A 15,286-nucleotide genomic window follows, 5' to 3' on the forward strand; every position below is an offset into this window, starting at 1 on the left:
TTTAGAGTGCCTTGACGGCTTCCAGGACCTCGTCGGTGTGGCCGTTTACTTTAACGCCACGCCACTCCCGTCTCAGGATGCCTTCTTTGTCGATCAGAAAGGTACTACGCTCGATACCCAGGTGCTCCTTGCCGTACAGTTTTTTCAGTTTGATCACATCAAACAGCTTGCACAGGGCCTCGTCTTTGTCCGAGATCAGGTGGAACGGAAACTGATGCTTGCTCCGGAAATTGGCGTGAGCCTTGAGCCCGTCTCTGGATACACCAAAGATTTCGGTATCAAGCTCGCTGAACTGAGGCATCCTGTCCCGGAAATCCTGGCCTTCGGTGGTACATCCGGGTGTGTTGTCCTTCGGGTAGAAGTAGATGACGACGTTTTTACCCCGGAGGTCGGCCAGTCTGATAATCTGATCGTCGGTCGCCTCGGCTTCAAAATCGGGCACGGGTTGGTTCAATGCTACGGATGACATGACATCTCCTTTAATTCCCTTGTGTCAGTTCGAGCCCAACATTACCATATCGCTTTTATTCGGACGGAGTTTTTATGATTACGGGTAGCCTTGTCGCGCTGGTCACGCCCATGCATCCAAACGGTGACATTCACTGGGAGGATCTGGACAAGCTGGTGGACTTTCATATTGAAAACGGCACGCACGGCATCGTTGCTGTGGGTACCACCGGCGAATCCGCAACGCTGGACCCCGAGGAGCATTGTCGGGTTATCGGCCACATCATAAAACGGGTCGATGGCCGGATTCCTGTTATCGCCGGCACCGGTGGTAACAGCACTCGGGAAGCCATTGAACTGACGTCTGAAGCCCACAAACTGGGGGCGGACGCCTGCCTGTTGGTAGTGCCTTACTACAACAAGCCAACCCAGGAAGGTCTCTATCAGCACTTCAAAGCCATTGCCGAGGCCGTGCCGGGCATGAGTCAGATGCTTTACAACGTGCCTGGCCGCACTGCTTGCGACATGCTGAATGAAACCGTGCTTCGCCTGGCGGATATTCCCAATATCGTGGCGATCAAAGACGCTACCGGGAACATTCCCCGCGGTGCCGAGCTGATCGAAGCCCTGGACGGCCGCCTGGCGGTCTACTCCGGTGATGATGCGACCGCAGCAGACCTGATGCTGGCCGGCGCCAAAGGCAACGTGTCTGTCACCGCTAACGTGGCACCCAAAGCCATGTCACAGTTGTGTGAGGCGGCGATCAAAGGTGACGAAGCCGAGACTCGTCGTTTGAATGACCTGCTCATGCCGCTGAACCGCAAGCTGTTCCTGGAAGCCAACCCGATTCCGGTTAAATGGGCACTGCATCGCATGGGGATGATCGGTGAGGGCATTCGCCTGCCGCTGACGCCGCTGAGCGAGAAGTTCCACGCCGAGGTGGAAGACGCACTTACGGCCTCAGGTGTTCTCTGAGGCCAACCGATTCCCGTTTTACCGGAGTAACTCGATGCAGGTTCCTGGAAGAGCCCGTAACACCAAGACATTCCTGTTCCGGCCGTTAGCCGGGCTCCTGTTGGCCAGCACCCTGGTTGGGTGTGGCATCCTGGAAGACCGCTCCCAGCGATACGTTCACGCGCCGGAGGGCGAGCCAATCAACGTGCCTGAGGGGGCTGACGATTCCAGGTTGAGCCAGATCATGCCGGTTCGGAGCATCAATACGGACGATTCACGCCGGTTGTTTCCATCTTCCATCCCGCGCCCACCGGACATGACCTCGGAAATTCTGGATCAGAACTACGTGATCGAGGAACTGGATGGTCGTGTCTGGCTTCTGGTCAACGAAGTGCCCGGCCGCTTGTGGCCGGTTGCCAGTGCCTGGATGAACGATGCCGGCCTTGGCGTGGCTTACGATAACCCCCAGTTGGGTATCCTCCAGAGTGAACTGGCCAACTTCAGCAAGCGCAGCCGTGACATGCTGGGGCTGGCTGATGACCCGGTCGCTAAGGAGCCCCGGGTGCTTTTGCAGATGCGATTGGCTCCGGGCATTCGACGCAAGACCACCGAAATCCGGCTACGGATTCTGGAGCTTGAAGATGCGCCTGACGGGCTCGTTGCCTGGCAGTCGGATCAGGAATCCGACACCCGCGCCCAGGGTAGGAAAGAAGCGCTGTTGGCCGAGCTTGGTGAATTCATGAAGCAGCGTGAAGACAGCAAGTCGTTCTCACGGGCGGCATCGGGCATGATTGCCCAGCCATTGGTGAGGCTGCTGTCTGAAGATGACCAGGCGGTCGCTGTGCGCGTTGAGCTTGATTTCGGCCGCACCTGGGCGGAAGTGAACCGTTCCCTTGAGGAGATTGGCGCAGACATCCAGGACCTTAACCGGAGTGAGCGTTGGTTCCACGTGGACTTCCGTACCGAAGACGAACGCACCCCGGGCTGGTTCTCCTGGTTCAGTAATAAGGCTGAACCCCGCCATACCCATACCGTGAACGTTGAACAGCGTGAAGACGCCCTGTTTGTCACAGCTGAGAGGCTGGATAGCTATACTGGTGAGTACAGCGCGTCAGACCTGCTCACACAACTATTTGAACACCTGTATTGATTCGGGGCGGCCGGCAAGGCCGCTGTCCGATTTTGGAGATCTAAATGGAAAAGCGCGAAGAGCTATACGCGGGCAAAGCCAAATCGGTATTCCGCACTGACGACCCGAACCGTTTTGTACTGGTGTTCCGGGATGACACCTCAGCCTTTGATGGCGAGAAGAAAGAACAGCTGAACCGAAAGGGCATGGTGAACAACAAGTTCAATGCCTTCATCATGGACAAGCTCGAAGCAGCAGGCATACCGACCCACTTCGAGGGGCTGTTGTCTGACACTGAATCCCTGGTGAAAAAGCTCGACATGATTCCGGTGGAATGCGTGGTGCGAAATATCTCGGCCGGCAGCCTGTGCCGTCGACTGGGCGTGGAAGAGGGCCAGGAGCTGAACCCACCCACCTTCGAGCTGTTCCTGAAGAACGACGCCCTGCACGACCCCATGGTGAACGAGTCACTGGCGGTCAGCTTTGGTTGGGCCAGCGCTGAGGAACTGGCGCGCATGAAAGAACTCACCTACAAGGTGAATGACGTACTCAAAGCCCTGTTTGATGACGCCGGCATGTTGCTGGTGGACTACAAGCTGGAGTTTGGTCGCAGCGAAGGCCAGATTGTCCTGGGTGATGAATTCAGCCCGGATGGCTGTCGTATCTGGGATAAGGAAACCCGTAAAAAGATGGATAAAGACCGCTTCCGCCAGGGCCTGGGTGAAGTGATTGAAACCTACGAAGAAGTAGGGCGTCGTCTGGGTATCCAGTTCGACTGAATATAAAAACCGACAACAACGGGTGTGATATGCGTAAATTGATGATGGTAATGGGCGCGAGCATGCTGGCTGCCGCTCCAGTGGTTTCCGCGGATATTCTGGGCGTAGGCGCCACGGTTGGCTACTGGGACGCTGACTATTCCGGTGAAGCTTCCAAAGGCAACGATCGGGTCGATCTGGAGCGGGATCTGAACCTCAGCAACGATTCCAACGCCAATCTCACCGCGTATTTCGAACATCCGGTTCCGGTGCTGCCAAATGTACGGCTGGCTTATACCCGTACGAAGCAGAGTGGTAATGGGCAGCTGAACACAGGTTATGATGGTGTCTCTGGTGCAGTTCGTTCCGAACTGGAGCTGGAACAGCTGGACGTGACCCTGTACTACGAAATCCTGGATAACTGGGTGAATCTGGATCTTGGCCTGACCGTTCGGGATTTCTCTGGCGAGTTACTTGTTCAGAACAGGAACGACACCAGCCAGTTCTCTGAAACCAAGGCCGACGCCGTGTTACCCCTGGTATACGTAGCCGCCCGTTTTGACCTGCCTTTCACCGGCGTGTCTGTGGGTGGCGACGCCAACGCCATTTCCTACGATGGCGACTCGGTCTATGACTTCAACGTGTATGGCCAGTATGAAATGTCGCTGCTGCAGTTGCGGGCAGGCTATCGCCAGATATCTCTCGATTATGAGGACGGCGACGACAACCTGGATATCGAACTCAGCGGCCCGTTTGTCAGCGCTGGCCTCCGATTCTGAGTTAGCATTAAAAGGCGCCCCCGGGCGCCATTTTTCATGGAGAACAGATCTTGAAAATCCTCGTTACCGGAACCGCCGGCTTTATTGGTTCACACCTGGCCCATCGACTGCTGGATCGCGGCGATGAAGTGATCGGCGTGGATAACGTGAACGATTATTACGACGTAAACCTAAAAGAAGCCCGGCTTGCCCGATTAACCGGGAAGGCAGGATTCACCGAAGTGCGCCAGGACGTGGCGGACAGACAAGCAATGGAAGCCTTGTTCCGAGAGCACAAACCCGAGAGGGTAGTGCACCTGGCGGCCCAGGCCGGCGTCCGTTACTCCCTTGAAAATCCCCACGCTTACGTGGACGCCAACCTGGTTGGCTTCATGAACATCCTCGAAGGCTGCCGCCATAACGATGTAAAGCACCTGGTGTACGCGTCCAGCAGCTCGGTATACGGTGCCAACGAAACCATGCCGTTCTCGGTGCATGACAACGTGGACCACCCCCTGAGCCTGTACGCGGCCTCCAAGAAGGCCAACGAGCTGATGGCCCACACCTACAGCCACCTGTACAACCTGCCCACCACTGGCCTGCGGTTCTTCACCGTTTACGGCCCATGGGGCCGGCCAGACATGGCGCTGTTTATCTTCACCAAAAAGATCCTGGCCGGTGAGCCCATTGACGTGTTCAACCATGGCCATCACCGCCGGGATTTCACCTACATTGACGACATCGTTGAAGGTGTTATCCGCACCCTGGACCATGTGGCAGAACCCAATCCGGACTGGTCTGGCGAGAAGCCGGACCCTGGCACCGGCAAAGGCCCGTACCGGATCTATAATATCGGTAGTAACAACCCGGTAGAGCTGTCCCGCTTTATTGAAATCATTGAAGAGCGTGTGGGCAAGAAAGCGGAAAAGAACCTGCTGCCACTGCAACCGGGAGATGTGCCGGCCACCTACGCCAATGTGGATGACCTGATCACAGACGTAGGCTACAAACCCGACACCACGGTGGAAGAGGGTATCGCCAACTTCGTGGACTGGTATCGGGATTTCTACAAAGTGTAGAAGCCGGGTTAGCATCAGAACAAAAAAGCCAGCGCAAAACGCTGGCTCAGACTGCTGACAAACCCTCGCCATTTCGGCGGGGGTTTGTTGTAATTGGGGTATCGACTTTTCAGAGGCTGCCCCATGCTCAAAGAGCCGTCCCCGCAACAACACGAACTCGAGATGGTCAGTCTCGAATCGCTGGTCCCCGACAACCACCTTCTCCGCAACATTGATCAGTACATCGATTTCGAATTTATTCGTGACCGGGTTCGGCATTTGTACTGCTCGAACAATGGTCGGCCGGCACTCGATCCGGTGGTGCTGTTCAAGATGCTGTTTCTGGGCTATCTGTTCGGCATTCGCAGTGAGCGTCAGCTGGTGCGGGAGATACAGGTTAACGTGGCCTATCGTTGGTTCTTGCGCTTCAACCTGACCGACAAGATTCCGGACGCCTCTACTCTGAGCCAGAACCGCCGGCGGCGGTTCCAGGACAGTACCATCTATCAGGACATCTTTGATGAGATCGTGCTCCAAGCCATGGGCTATGGCCTCGTGGGCGGCGAAGTGTTGTACACCGACAGCACGCACCTCAAGGCCAACGCCAACAAGAACAAATACGATCTGAAACAGGCGGAGGAGAAGGTGGCGGCCTACCTGAACAGCCTGGAAGATGCCATCGAAGGCGATCGCAAAGCCCAGGGCAAAAAGCCCTTGAAAACGAAGCTGTCCGAGCAGCCAGCCAAGACCAAAAACACCAAGATCAGCCGTACCGATCCGGACAGTGGCTATATGGTTCGGGAAGGCAAGCCCAAGGGCTTCTTCTACCTTGATCACCGCACCGTCGATGGCCGCAACGCCATCATCACCGACAGCTACGCCACGCCGGCCAACCTGCACGACAGCCGCCCCTACCTCGACCGGCTCGATCGACAATGTGAGCGATTTGGCTTCGATGTCTGGGGTGTGGGCCTGGATGCGGGTTACTACACGGCAGGTATCTGCAAGGGCCTGGAAGACCGGGGCATCTATGGGGTCATGGGTTACCGGCGACCAAACAAGCCCAAGGGCTATCTCCCAAAGCGGGCCTTCACCTATGACGCTGAAGCGAATACGTATCGCTGCCCGCAAGGTCAGCAACTGATCTACGCCACGACCAATCGGCTGGGCTACCGTGAGTACAAGTCCAATCCGGCTCACTGCAAAGACTGCCCACTATTAAGCCAATGCACGCGCAGCGCCAACCACGTCAAAGTGCTTACCCGGCATGTCTGGCAGGACAGCAAAGACCGAACAGATAGTTACCGGTTAACCCCGTGGGGCAAGGCGCTCTACAAACGACGACAGGAAACCGTGGAGCGGTCGTTCGCCGATGCCAAACAGTTGCATGGTCATCGTTACGCTCGATTGCGAGGGCTCTCGAAAGTGCGTGAACAGTGCCTGTTGGCCGCCGCTGCCCAGAATATGAAGAAGATCGCGCAGATCCTGGCGCGTCTTTTATGGCTCAAATCCCTTGGTATACCTGGGTTACAGAGGCCCATCCGGAAATGGGCCCAAAAACTGGTCGATCTGGAGTGTTGGGAATCCGGTCGGGATTATTGGACTCAATCCACCGCCAACGGAATTTAACAGCATCCAAACGCAACGAACCCCGGAAAAACCGGGGTTCGTCAGCAATCTGAGCCAGCGCAAAACGCTGGCTTTTTTCATTGGTGCACGGCTATTCAGGCACTCACACCGCCACTTGCGCCACTGGGCGCCTGCGATAACGTGTAAAGATTCCCAACAGTCCCAGGCCAATCAGCGCCAGGGAAGATGGCTCCGGTACTGATGCGGACGGCTGACAGGCCGGGTTAGTGGGGTTCAGTTGGCAGAAATCCAGGGTTTCCTGGAGCTTTGCGTTGGCAAAATCAGTCACGAACTGCTGAACAATCGTCTGATCGGAAGTGTTGAACAGGTTCAGGTTGAACACGGTTCCGCCATGATCTTCGATCAAGGTCCTGTACGAATTCTCAGTGGACGTGCCTCTGAGAACACCGTTATAGAGCGCGTTATTGGAGGTCAGCAGGCCATCCAGCACCGAACTATTGACCGCAGACCCTCCAACCGTGCCCCTGAAGGCGAAGTCGCCATTGGATGGTTCATCCGTCAGAATGATGATGTTCTTGACGGCATTACTCCGGAATGAAAACAGATCACTCTGCCCATCCAGGGCATTCAGGGCAAAGGCGGTGGCGGTGTAACCCGGCTCTGTGCCACCATTAATTTTTAGACCCTGCGCTGCTGTTGCAAAGCTGGCTGGATCGGTGAGATCGGTAACCATGCGTGGTACTACTGCGTTGTCGCCATAGCCAACCAGCCCGTACTGGGCGTCAACCTGGCCTGTACCGGTAAGAATGCTGGCAAATAGGCCGATATTGGCCCGCAGGTTGGCTTGGACAGTTCCCATAGAACCAGATTCGTCAACGACAAAGACAATATCGCTGAGGATTGGAGCGGCATGCACCGGAGCGATAGCGGCCGCCGTCGAAAGTATCAAACCTGAAAGAAATCGCTTGAGTTTCATTATCGTTACCTCATCCAGACTGAGTGTTGTAGGCGGGCATCCGTACCGTACTGCTATATCGGCTGACTCCCGAAAGGTACACCTATGCAGGCATCAGTTAACCCTGCATAGCATGTGCCACAAGGCTCCAAGCAAGCCTAACGCACTGTGATGGCGAGGTATTCTTCAGGTCCCGGGTGAAAAACCCAGATATGACGCATCTGATATGTATAGAAAGCTGACATTGTTTTGCGGGGGCTGTAACCAACAGCGTTAGTTAAAATCCTGCGAAGGGGTGCTGAAGTTTCTTGCTTTCCCGGTCAGTGGGCAAACAAACTGAAGCTGAACGGCCTTCAGGCAAAGCCCGGAGGGGTGGGGGCTGCCGTAAAGCTTGTCACCGACGATGGCGTGGCCAATACCTGCAAGATGCCGGCGAATCTGATGTTTGCGCCCGGTTTTGATAAGCACCTGTACGTCGGAGGTGTTTTCCTCGGGATCTATCGCCAGGGTGGTGACGCGGCTCAGGGATTCCTTGCCGTCGAGTGGCGCGTCGATGACAAGGTCATCCGCATTCAGTTGGCCGGTCACTGTCGCTCGGTAGGTTTTGGTGACGGTGCGGCCGGAGAACAGTTGAGACAGGGCTCCGGCTGCTTTACTGTCGTGGGCTACCAGCATCAGCCCGGCGGCATCGGCGTCCAGGCGGTGCACGAGAAAACAGGGCCTGCTCAGGGCAACCTCTGCCAGGCGCAGCAGGCTGCAGTGATCTCCCCATTGTGAGCCCTGGGCTAACAGGCCGTGGGGTTTGTACCAGAGGCTGTAGCGCCCCAGGTCTTCTAGCAGATCAGGTTGGTCCGGCTTGAGGCCCAGCACTTGGTCATCGTAGAACAGTTGAATCCGGGTGCCTGGCTTTAACTCCCGCTTCGCTTTCCGCAACCGAACCTGCTTGCCCTTCTGGGTCCACCAGCAGGCACCCTTGGCCATGGCATCCTTGATCCGCTGTTTGGGGAGCCCCGACGCCTCTGCGAGTGCATCGACGGCAAGTTGGGATTCCGAAACGTTCAGGTCCAGGGTACGTCTCATGGTCGGGGATGGTCGCTCTGGTTAGGATGGGTAAAGTCTGGGATTATAGCCAAAAGCGCAGTCAGTTTATGCAGCAAACCGATACCAAAGGCGATCTTTACGAATGTCCAAACGCTGGTTGACCGGTATTGATCTGGGAGGCACCAAAACGGAAGTGATCCTGCTGGATGAGAACCACCAGGAGCACTTTCGGCATCGGGTGCCAACGCCTGCCGGCGACTACCAGGCCACCCTGGCTACCATCAAATCACTGATCGAACGAGCTGAACAACATGCCAGCCAACGCGGCTTACCGGTAGGCATTGGTATTCCAGGAACGGTATCTGGTGTTACCGGGCGTATCAAGAACGCCAATTCCACCTGGCTCAATGGCAAGCCCATGGCAGATGACCTTCGCCAGCTACTCGGCCGACCGGTTGCCCTGACCAACGATGCCAACTGCCTGGCATTATCGGAAGCCACAGATGGTGCAGGTCAGAATGTGGAGGTGGTTTTTGCGGCTATCCTGGGAACCGGTTGTGGTGCTGGTATCAGTATTGATCGACGGCTGTTGACGGGCCCCAATGGTGTGGCCGGTGAGTGGGGGCATAACCCGTTGCCCTGGACACCACAGCGAGAGCTGGATGATCGCCCTTGCTTTTGTGGCCGACGTGGCTGCAACGAAACCTTTCTGTCTGGTACCGGCTTCAGCTTGACCCATCGGCTATCCTGGGGCGACAAAGCCTCGGCACAGGAGATTGTTGCTGGCGCTCGGCAGGGAGACCGCGACTGCCGTTTTACGTTGGACCTCTATATTGAGCATCTGGCCAAAGGCCTGGCCTCGGTTATCAATCTTCTGGACCCAGATATAATTGTGTTGGGCGGAGGCATGAGCAATGTGCCGGAACTCTACCAATCCCTGCCGGGGCGGCTGCCGCAGTATGTTTTTGGTGGCGAATGCTCAACCCCGATCCGGCCAGCGATACACGGCGATTCCAGTGGCGTGCGCGGGGCAGCGTGGTTGGCTGCCCAGGAAAAAAATCCAGCATAAGGAGAACACGATGCCCGCAATAGGATGGTTATTTATCCTGCTCGCCTTCGGCATGGTTATCGGCAGTCTTCTGCTACTCAGAGACAGCAGCAACATGAAAATTCCCGAACACAAGCTGGAAAAGATCCGTAAACGGAAAGCGGAGCTGGAAGAGAAGGAAAAACAGGAAAAGGATGACTGGTAAGTAGCGATGGTTCGCGCAGGCATAAAAAAAGCCAGTTCTCACGTTGCGCGTAAGTAACTGACTTTCTTTGCAGAATTGGTAGGACCACCCAGATTCGAACTGGGGACCTCTACCATGTCAAGGTAGCGCTCTAACCAACTGAGCTATGGTCCTGTGTCCTGCAACGGGGTGGAAATATACGGATTTCGTTCCCCGTGGTCAACCACTTTCAGGCAGTTTTTGCCGGTTTCAGAAAGCCTTTAATCGCGCGGCTCAGAGCGCTCCAGCGGTTCACCAGCAGCGCCATGAAAATCAGCCCACAGCCTGCCAGCTGTAGCAATGACATGGTCTCACCAAACCAGGCTGCGGCGAACAGGGCCACCCACACTGGTTCCAGGACCAGAATCACCACGCCGTGACTGTGTACCGAAAGGCTCTGTGCATAGGTCTGCAACAGAAAGCGCCCGGCGGTGCCAACGATGGCACTGGCCAGAACCCAAACCATCAGAATCGGCGGCGGGTTGTTGAGGGTTGGTGCCCAGGGCTCGCTGATAGCAGACTCCACCAGGGTTACCAGGCCCACTGTCAGCAGAGCCAGGGCGGTCAGGGGCAGCGCCGGCACCTTTCGCTTCTCGATTGTTTCGCCCTGTTTATTGGTGACCGTTCGCTGATTGGCGGCCCGGGTGTTGAGCGTGAAGTAAAGCGCAAAGATAAACGCGGCCACAACGAAGTACAGCTGCCCCGGATCTGGCCTGAAGCCGTTTTCAAGGGACAGCAGGGCCAGGCCCGCTACCGCAATCGGTATGGCAAGCCAGGTACTCAGTGGCTGGGATTCACCGAATACCACGCGGGCAATGATTGGCACAATCACAACCCCAAGACTGGTGAGAAACGCCCCTTCACCCATGCTGTCGCCGTGGAACAGGCCCAGTATCCAGCAGCTCATGGCAATGCCGAATACCAGGCCTACGCCCATGCTCCGTTTTACCTGGTCGGCATCCAACCGGCGCAGGGCCGGCAGCGCAATCAGTGCCAATACCCCACCTGCAATCAGAAACCGGGCCGCCATGAACATCAACGGTGGCATCATCAGAACGGCTTCTTTAGAAAACATCCAGCTGATCGCAGCCAGAAGGGTAACGACGACCAGCAACAGATCGGATTTGTGAGCGTCAGACATCAAGTAACTGGCTCCGGTCAGGCAGAGTGAGGTGCAAGGAGGGATAAATCTATAGTTTGCGAATTAAAAAAGAAAGCAGCGAAAACCGAGAGGGAGGGAGATGGCTCATCCCTGAGCCCGGCCAACAACCGTAGTGTCAGTTGTTGAGCGTGGTATACAGCAGGTTGGACATGCTGGTCTGGTTGGAGTTGGGGACCTCGACATACTGGTCACCGGAGCCCCAAAGCTGCCACCAGGCCCGCTGGTTGTAGGTGCGGCTGGCAAAGTCGATCTGCAGGCCATTGAGCACAGTGTTGTTCACCACCGGCACGGAGATGTTGCCGGTCTGGGTGTCCTTCACGGCACTGTGGTTGGCGCCTTCGCTCATCAGAATCGGGTAGTGATTGTAATAAAGGCCAGAAGGACCATTCTGCCCGCTTACCTTGCCCGCCAGACTGATGCTGTTGGAGCACGAGTCTATGCCGCTGGCGGTGGTGGCGCCGCAGGCGGAGTGGGTGGGTACCACGCCGTCATCTGTGCCGGCAATGAAGGGTTTGGTAATGCCTCCGTAGGACGAGCCGCCGCCTACGAAGCGCAGCCGGGGAATAGCCGTGGGGCCTACCGATAGGTTGCGGGCGGTGTTGGTTTGCAGGTCATTGACCACGCCCAGGTTGTCGGGCTGGGGATCAATCCCGGTGAACGCACGCACCGCTTGTTTTACCGGCCAGTTATACCAGCTGTCGTTATAGGCGATGCTGACCGCCAGGTCGGCCAGTTCAGTACCGCCGCCAGCCCCCGCAAGATCCATGACCGCGAGGATTTTCAGCGGTTGCAGACCCTCGGATTGAAGCCAGCGAGCCTGGTTTTCCAGAAGGTGACGGGTAACCAGGTCACCGGTGGAATGGAGCGCATAGTAGCCGGCATGGTCCGGATCGAAACGGACCGGGATTACCAGGTCATTGCCGGACACATAGGGTGAGTCGATACCACCGAAGTCGCCGAGATCAGGTTCAATGGAGAGAGACGACACATGCCGGACTGGCCTTCCATCAACCCTGGCCTCCACAATCAGCCGGTATTCGCCTGGCTCATGATCGGAACTGATGGTTCCCTGGTAGTAGCCGCTGTCTTCCGTGGCAGGCAGGTCTGCTGAATCGACCTTGTCCCTCTTGGTGGCCGACTCAAGAGTTGCCGAGAGGGTATCCCCAAACACCTGTCGGCCACTCAGGGACGCCACCACAAGAATGGGCTCGCCCTGGGTAAAGCGGAATTTGTCGAGTGTCACGACGAAGCGGCCGTCGTCTTCCAGTGGCAATTCAACCGGGTGGTACCGGTTACCCTGGTAAGCTTCAGCCTAGGCGGTGGTCAATGGTACCGAGTAGTCGGGGTAGCGGGCGCTTCGCTGGTAGTCGTCTGCAACGCTGGCGAGCATGAACCCCAGGGCGTTGTCAGAGGGCGCAGGCGCGACCGGACCGTTGACCTCACTCGTTGCTGGCGTGGGGCCTCCCGCCATGGCGCTTGCTTCCTGATGATCAGACTGGCTGCCGAAAGGCAGCCAACGGAACTTGCCGTCGTTATCTGCGGACAACAGCCACGCAGTACCTGAAATACTGGCCACCGCTACGGCGGTGGCCATCAGTGTCTTGTAAGGCATGTAGAATCACCTTCTTATTGTTATTTCACTGCTTTTGGTTAAAGAGTAACCATAGCCAGTTTTGTCGTAACCGGCATGAAAGTTGTCCGACAATGCGCCACTTTCACTCTAAAGTGTGATCGCTATCACGTGTTGGGGTTAGTCTTTGATCGCCTCAAACGCGAAACGCAGTACTACCTCATCGCCGACCATGCCTTCGTCAATTCCGTAGGTCATGCCCCAATCGCTTCGCTTGATCACGGTCGATGCACTGAGGCCGAGTGTGTACTCTTCGTGCCCGAAGGGATATACGTCAGCCTTGTTGAGGGTGACATCCACATCCACCGGGTTGGTCTTGCCCAGAAGCGTGAGATCGCCGGTGACGACGCCTGTGTTATCTCCCGTGCGTTCAAAGCCGGTCACAGTAAAGGTGATGTCCTTGTGCCTTCTGGTGTCCAGGAAATCCTTGTTTCGCAGGTGATCATCCCGTTTATCGTGATTGCTGAATACGCTGTTCGCCTTAAAGGCCAGTTCACCGGATGACAGCTCCCCGGTCTGTTCGTCATAGACGAATTCGCCTTTTACCTCGCGAAACATACCCATGACCGGGGCGTAGCCGATGTGCATCACCTCAAAGACCATGGAGAAGTGCTCATCGTCCACCTGGAACCTGGTTGGTTCTGCCTGCAGCAATGGAGCGGTGGAGAGCAGGCTGGCTGTCAGGGTTGCGGTGGCAAGTTTAGTTTTCATAGTGTTGTCTCCTTTGGTAGAGCCAGCGGATATCCAGCGCGAACGACCAGGCCAGTAGGCCCAGTGCCATGGCCAGTGTGGTGCTGGCAAACCCGGTGGGGGTAATCGGAAGTATGGCGATCATCAACGTAACAACCTGCCATACGCATACGGTTTTGCGCCGAAAACTGTCCGGCAGCGGTTGGTTGAGCCACGTCAGGAAATGGCTCGCGGCCAAGAACGCGTAACGCATCAGGGCAAGCATTAATACCCACGGCCCGGCCTTTCCGATAGCCATCGTGGCAACGCATAAGCCGAAGATAAACAAAGCATCCAGTTCCATGTCGAACCGGGCGCCGAACTCACTGTTGCTGTTGGTGGCCCGGGCCACCTTACCATCCACGCCATCAAGGATCAGCGCAATGAGGCAGGCCACGCCGTATATCCACAACGCGGAAGAATCGGCAGCTGGCAGAAACGGTGCCCAGGCCACCAGGGAAACGACGAGGATGGATCGAAGCAGGGTAGTGCGGTTTGCCCAGCCGAAGTTTTGTCTGGCTGGCCATCGAGTCAGTATCAAGGCGCCTTGGGTAGCAAAAATCAAAATCGCCAGCAGACCGAACCAGCCGGGAGGGCTGAACCATTCGTGCACGGACAGCAACACGAAAAACAGCAGTAGGGCAGCCCAACCAAGCTCCCTCACAGCGGCAGGAATCTGAAATGTTGCCGGGCGAATCGAATCCATATCCGAGCGTTTCCGTATAGCCTGACTGGTACGTGTGTTAGGCCCCGTTCTATGACTATAGTTTGGGGTAGATGCTTTTGCTTACGGAGATAACAAGAGAATGGACTGTTTATGACGTCATCAGGGAATCAGGCGTTTTGGGTGACTGCCCGGGGCCAGGGGGAGCTTCGGCCGGCGACTCTGGGATGGCCTGACGGTGCCGGGGCAGAGATTGTCACCGTGCGCACGCTGTATTCCGGGATCAGCCGGGGCACGGAATCACTGGTATTCAATAATCGGGTTCCACAGGGCGAATACCATCGAATGCGCGCACCCTTTCAGGAGGGCCAGTTTCCGTTTCCGGTCAAGTATGGCTATGCCAATGTTGGCGAAGTGCAGGACGGGCCAGAGCACCTTATGGGTAAGCGGGTATTTTGCCTCTATCCCCACCAGAGGCACTACCGCGTGCCGGCCAGTGCCGTCACCGTACTGCCAGACGATCTGCCGCCGGGGCGCGCCATTCTTGCTGCCAATATGGAGACCGCCATTAACGGTCTCTGGGATGCCGAGCCCGCTGTAGGCGACCGGGTTGCCGTGGTTGGCCTGGGGGTAGTCGGGCTTTTGGTGGCCTGGCTGGTCAAACAGATTCCCGGCACCCAGCTGCTGGCTGTCGATACCAATGAGTCCAGGGCTGACATTGCCAAGGCTTTGGGGATTCCGTTCACAACCGAGGCCTCGGCCCGTGATTGCGATCTGGTGATTCATTCATCCGGCCGGAGCGAGGGGTTATCATCAGCCCTGTCCATGGCCGGGCCGGAAGCTCGCATTGTGGAGCTTAGCTGGTATGGCAACGAACCGGTCACGGTTCCCCTTGGCCATGCCTTTCATCCTAACCGCCTTGAACTTAAATCCAGCCAGGTAGGGCAGATTCCGCCACGCAGACAGCCCCGGTGGAACTATGCACGGCGGCTTGAGCTTGCCCTTCAGTTGCTCAGAGCGCCTGAGCTGGACAACCTGATCAGCGGCGAATCCCGGTTTGACGAACTTCCTGCGGTTGCCAGCACTTTATTATCACCAGCAGGGGATGCGCTCTGCCATCGAATTACCTATTCCTGAGGA

General features: G+C 56.6%; 17 protein-coding genes and 1 tRNA gene. 9 read left to right on the plus strand and 9 right to left on the minus strand.

Annotation, left to right across the window (positions count from 1 at the left end; all coding sequences use genetic code 11):
* Window position 1 precedes the first annotated feature (1 nt).
* Window positions 2-469 (minus strand): peroxiredoxin, encoded by a 468-nt coding sequence (locus RVM24_RS04425; RefSeq protein ID WP_061331032.1) that lies wholly within the window; start codon window positions 467-469, stop codon window positions 2-4.
* Window positions 470-543: 74 nt separating this feature from the next.
* Here RVM24_RS04425 and dapA point away from each other — a divergent pair, with 74 nt between their 5' ends.
* From dapA to RVM24_RS04455, 6 genes are all read left to right on the plus strand, one after another.
* Window positions 544-1,422, plus strand: coding sequence for a 4-hydroxy-tetrahydrodipicolinate synthase (gene dapA / locus RVM24_RS04430; RefSeq protein ID WP_061331033.1), 879 nt, complete (start codon window positions 544-546; stop codon window positions 1,420-1,422).
* A 34-nt stretch (window positions 1,423-1,456) separates the two neighbouring features.
* The gene (gene bamC, locus RVM24_RS04435; RefSeq protein ID WP_061331034.1) at window positions 1,457-2,551 is read left to right on the plus strand and encodes an outer membrane protein assembly factor BamC; all 1,095 of its coding nucleotides are present in this window, start codon (window positions 1,457-1,459) and stop codon (window positions 2,549-2,551) included.
* Window positions 2,552-2,595: 44 nt separating this feature from the next.
* Window positions 2,596-3,309: a phosphoribosylaminoimidazolesuccinocarboxamide synthase gene (gene purC / locus RVM24_RS04440; RefSeq protein ID WP_061331035.1), complete on the plus strand. Its 714-nt coding sequence runs from the start codon at window positions 2,596-2,598 to the stop codon at window positions 3,307-3,309.
* 29 nt (window positions 3,310-3,338) lie between these two features.
* Complete coding sequence (locus RVM24_RS04445; protein WP_061331036.1) at window positions 3,339-4,067, plus strand: TIGR04219 family outer membrane beta-barrel protein; 729 nt, start codon at window positions 3,339-3,341, stop codon at window positions 4,065-4,067.
* Between the two features lie 50 nt (window positions 4,068-4,117).
* On the plus strand, window positions 4,118-5,125 hold the full coding sequence (locus RVM24_RS04450; protein ID WP_061331037.1) for an NAD-dependent epimerase: 1,008 nt from the start codon (window positions 4,118-4,120) through the stop codon (window positions 5,123-5,125).
* 123 nt (window positions 5,126-5,248) lie between these two features.
* Window positions 5,249-6,733 (plus strand): IS1182 family transposase, encoded by a 1,485-nt coding sequence (locus RVM24_RS04455; RefSeq protein WP_431475007.1) that lies wholly within the window; start codon window positions 5,249-5,251, stop codon window positions 6,731-6,733.
* Window positions 6,734-6,836: 103 nt separating this feature from the next.
* Here RVM24_RS04455 and RVM24_RS04460 read toward each other — a convergent pair whose 3' ends face one another.
* Window positions 6,837-7,670, minus strand: coding sequence for a vWA domain-containing protein (locus RVM24_RS04460; RefSeq protein WP_286255268.1), 834 nt, complete (start codon window positions 7,668-7,670; stop codon window positions 6,837-6,839).
* Between the two features lie 252 nt (window positions 7,671-7,922).
* Complete coding sequence (locus RVM24_RS04465; protein WP_230712449.1) at window positions 7,923-8,729, minus strand: RluA family pseudouridine synthase; 807 nt, start codon at window positions 8,727-8,729, stop codon at window positions 7,923-7,925.
* Window positions 8,730-8,832: 103 nt separating this feature from the next.
* Between RVM24_RS04465 and RVM24_RS04470 the strand changes: the two genes are divergently transcribed.
* Both RVM24_RS04470 and RVM24_RS04475 read left to right on the plus strand, forming a co-directional pair.
* The gene (locus RVM24_RS04470; RefSeq protein ID WP_431475008.1) at window positions 8,833-9,759 is read left to right on the plus strand and encodes an ROK family protein; all 927 of its coding nucleotides are present in this window, start codon (window positions 8,833-8,835) and stop codon (window positions 9,757-9,759) included.
* A gap of 10 nt (window positions 9,760-9,769) precedes the next feature.
* On the plus strand, window positions 9,770-9,943 hold the full coding sequence (locus tag RVM24_RS04475; protein WP_072677471.1) for a DUF2897 family protein: 174 nt from the start codon (window positions 9,770-9,772) through the stop codon (window positions 9,941-9,943).
* 76 nt (window positions 9,944-10,019) lie between these two features.
* On the opposite strand, the gene RVM24_RS04480 is transcribed toward RVM24_RS04475, so the two are convergent.
* From RVM24_RS04480 to RVM24_RS04505, 6 genes are all read right to left on the minus strand, one after another.
* A tRNA-Val gene (locus RVM24_RS04480) sits at window positions 10,020-10,096 on the minus strand.
* A 55-nt stretch (window positions 10,097-10,151) separates the two neighbouring features.
* Window positions 10,152-11,102, minus strand: a complete 951-nt coding sequence (locus RVM24_RS04485) for a DMT family transporter (protein ID WP_061331043.1) — start codon at window positions 11,100-11,102, stop codon at window positions 10,152-10,154.
* A gap of 136 nt (window positions 11,103-11,238) precedes the next feature.
* Entirely contained in the window at window positions 11,239-12,366 is a 1,128-nt protein-coding gene (locus RVM24_RS04490) for a hypothetical protein (RefSeq protein WP_431475009.1), read from the minus strand.
* 69 nt (window positions 12,367-12,435) lie between these two features.
* A complete protein-coding gene (locus RVM24_RS04495) occupies window positions 12,436-12,735 on the minus strand; it encodes a hypothetical protein (protein WP_431475010.1) in 300 nt (99 codons plus the stop codon).
* A 138-nt stretch (window positions 12,736-12,873) separates the two neighbouring features.
* Window positions 12,874-13,464, minus strand: a complete 591-nt coding sequence (locus RVM24_RS04500; protein WP_431475011.1) for a YceI family protein — start codon at window positions 13,462-13,464, stop codon at window positions 12,874-12,876.
* On the minus strand, window positions 13,454-14,188 hold the full coding sequence (locus RVM24_RS04505; RefSeq protein WP_431475012.1) for a CDP-alcohol phosphatidyltransferase family protein: 735 nt from the start codon (window positions 14,186-14,188) through the stop codon (window positions 13,454-13,456). The genes RVM24_RS04500 and RVM24_RS04505 overlap by 11 nt, the downstream gene beginning before the upstream one ends.
* 111 nt (window positions 14,189-14,299) lie before the next feature.
* Between RVM24_RS04505 and RVM24_RS04510 the strand changes: the two genes are divergently transcribed.
* Window positions 14,300-15,283 carry a zinc-dependent alcohol dehydrogenase gene (locus RVM24_RS04510; RefSeq protein WP_431475013.1) on the plus strand — a complete coding sequence of 328 codons (984 nt, stop codon included), beginning with the start codon at window positions 14,300-14,302 and terminating at the stop codon, window positions 15,281-15,283.
* Window positions 15,284-15,286: the final 3 nt, after the last annotated feature.

The organism is Marinobacter sp. KM021 (genome assembly GCF_050707965.1).
GTDB lineage: Bacteria > Pseudomonadota > Gammaproteobacteria > Pseudomonadales > Oleiphilaceae > Marinobacter > Marinobacter shengliensis.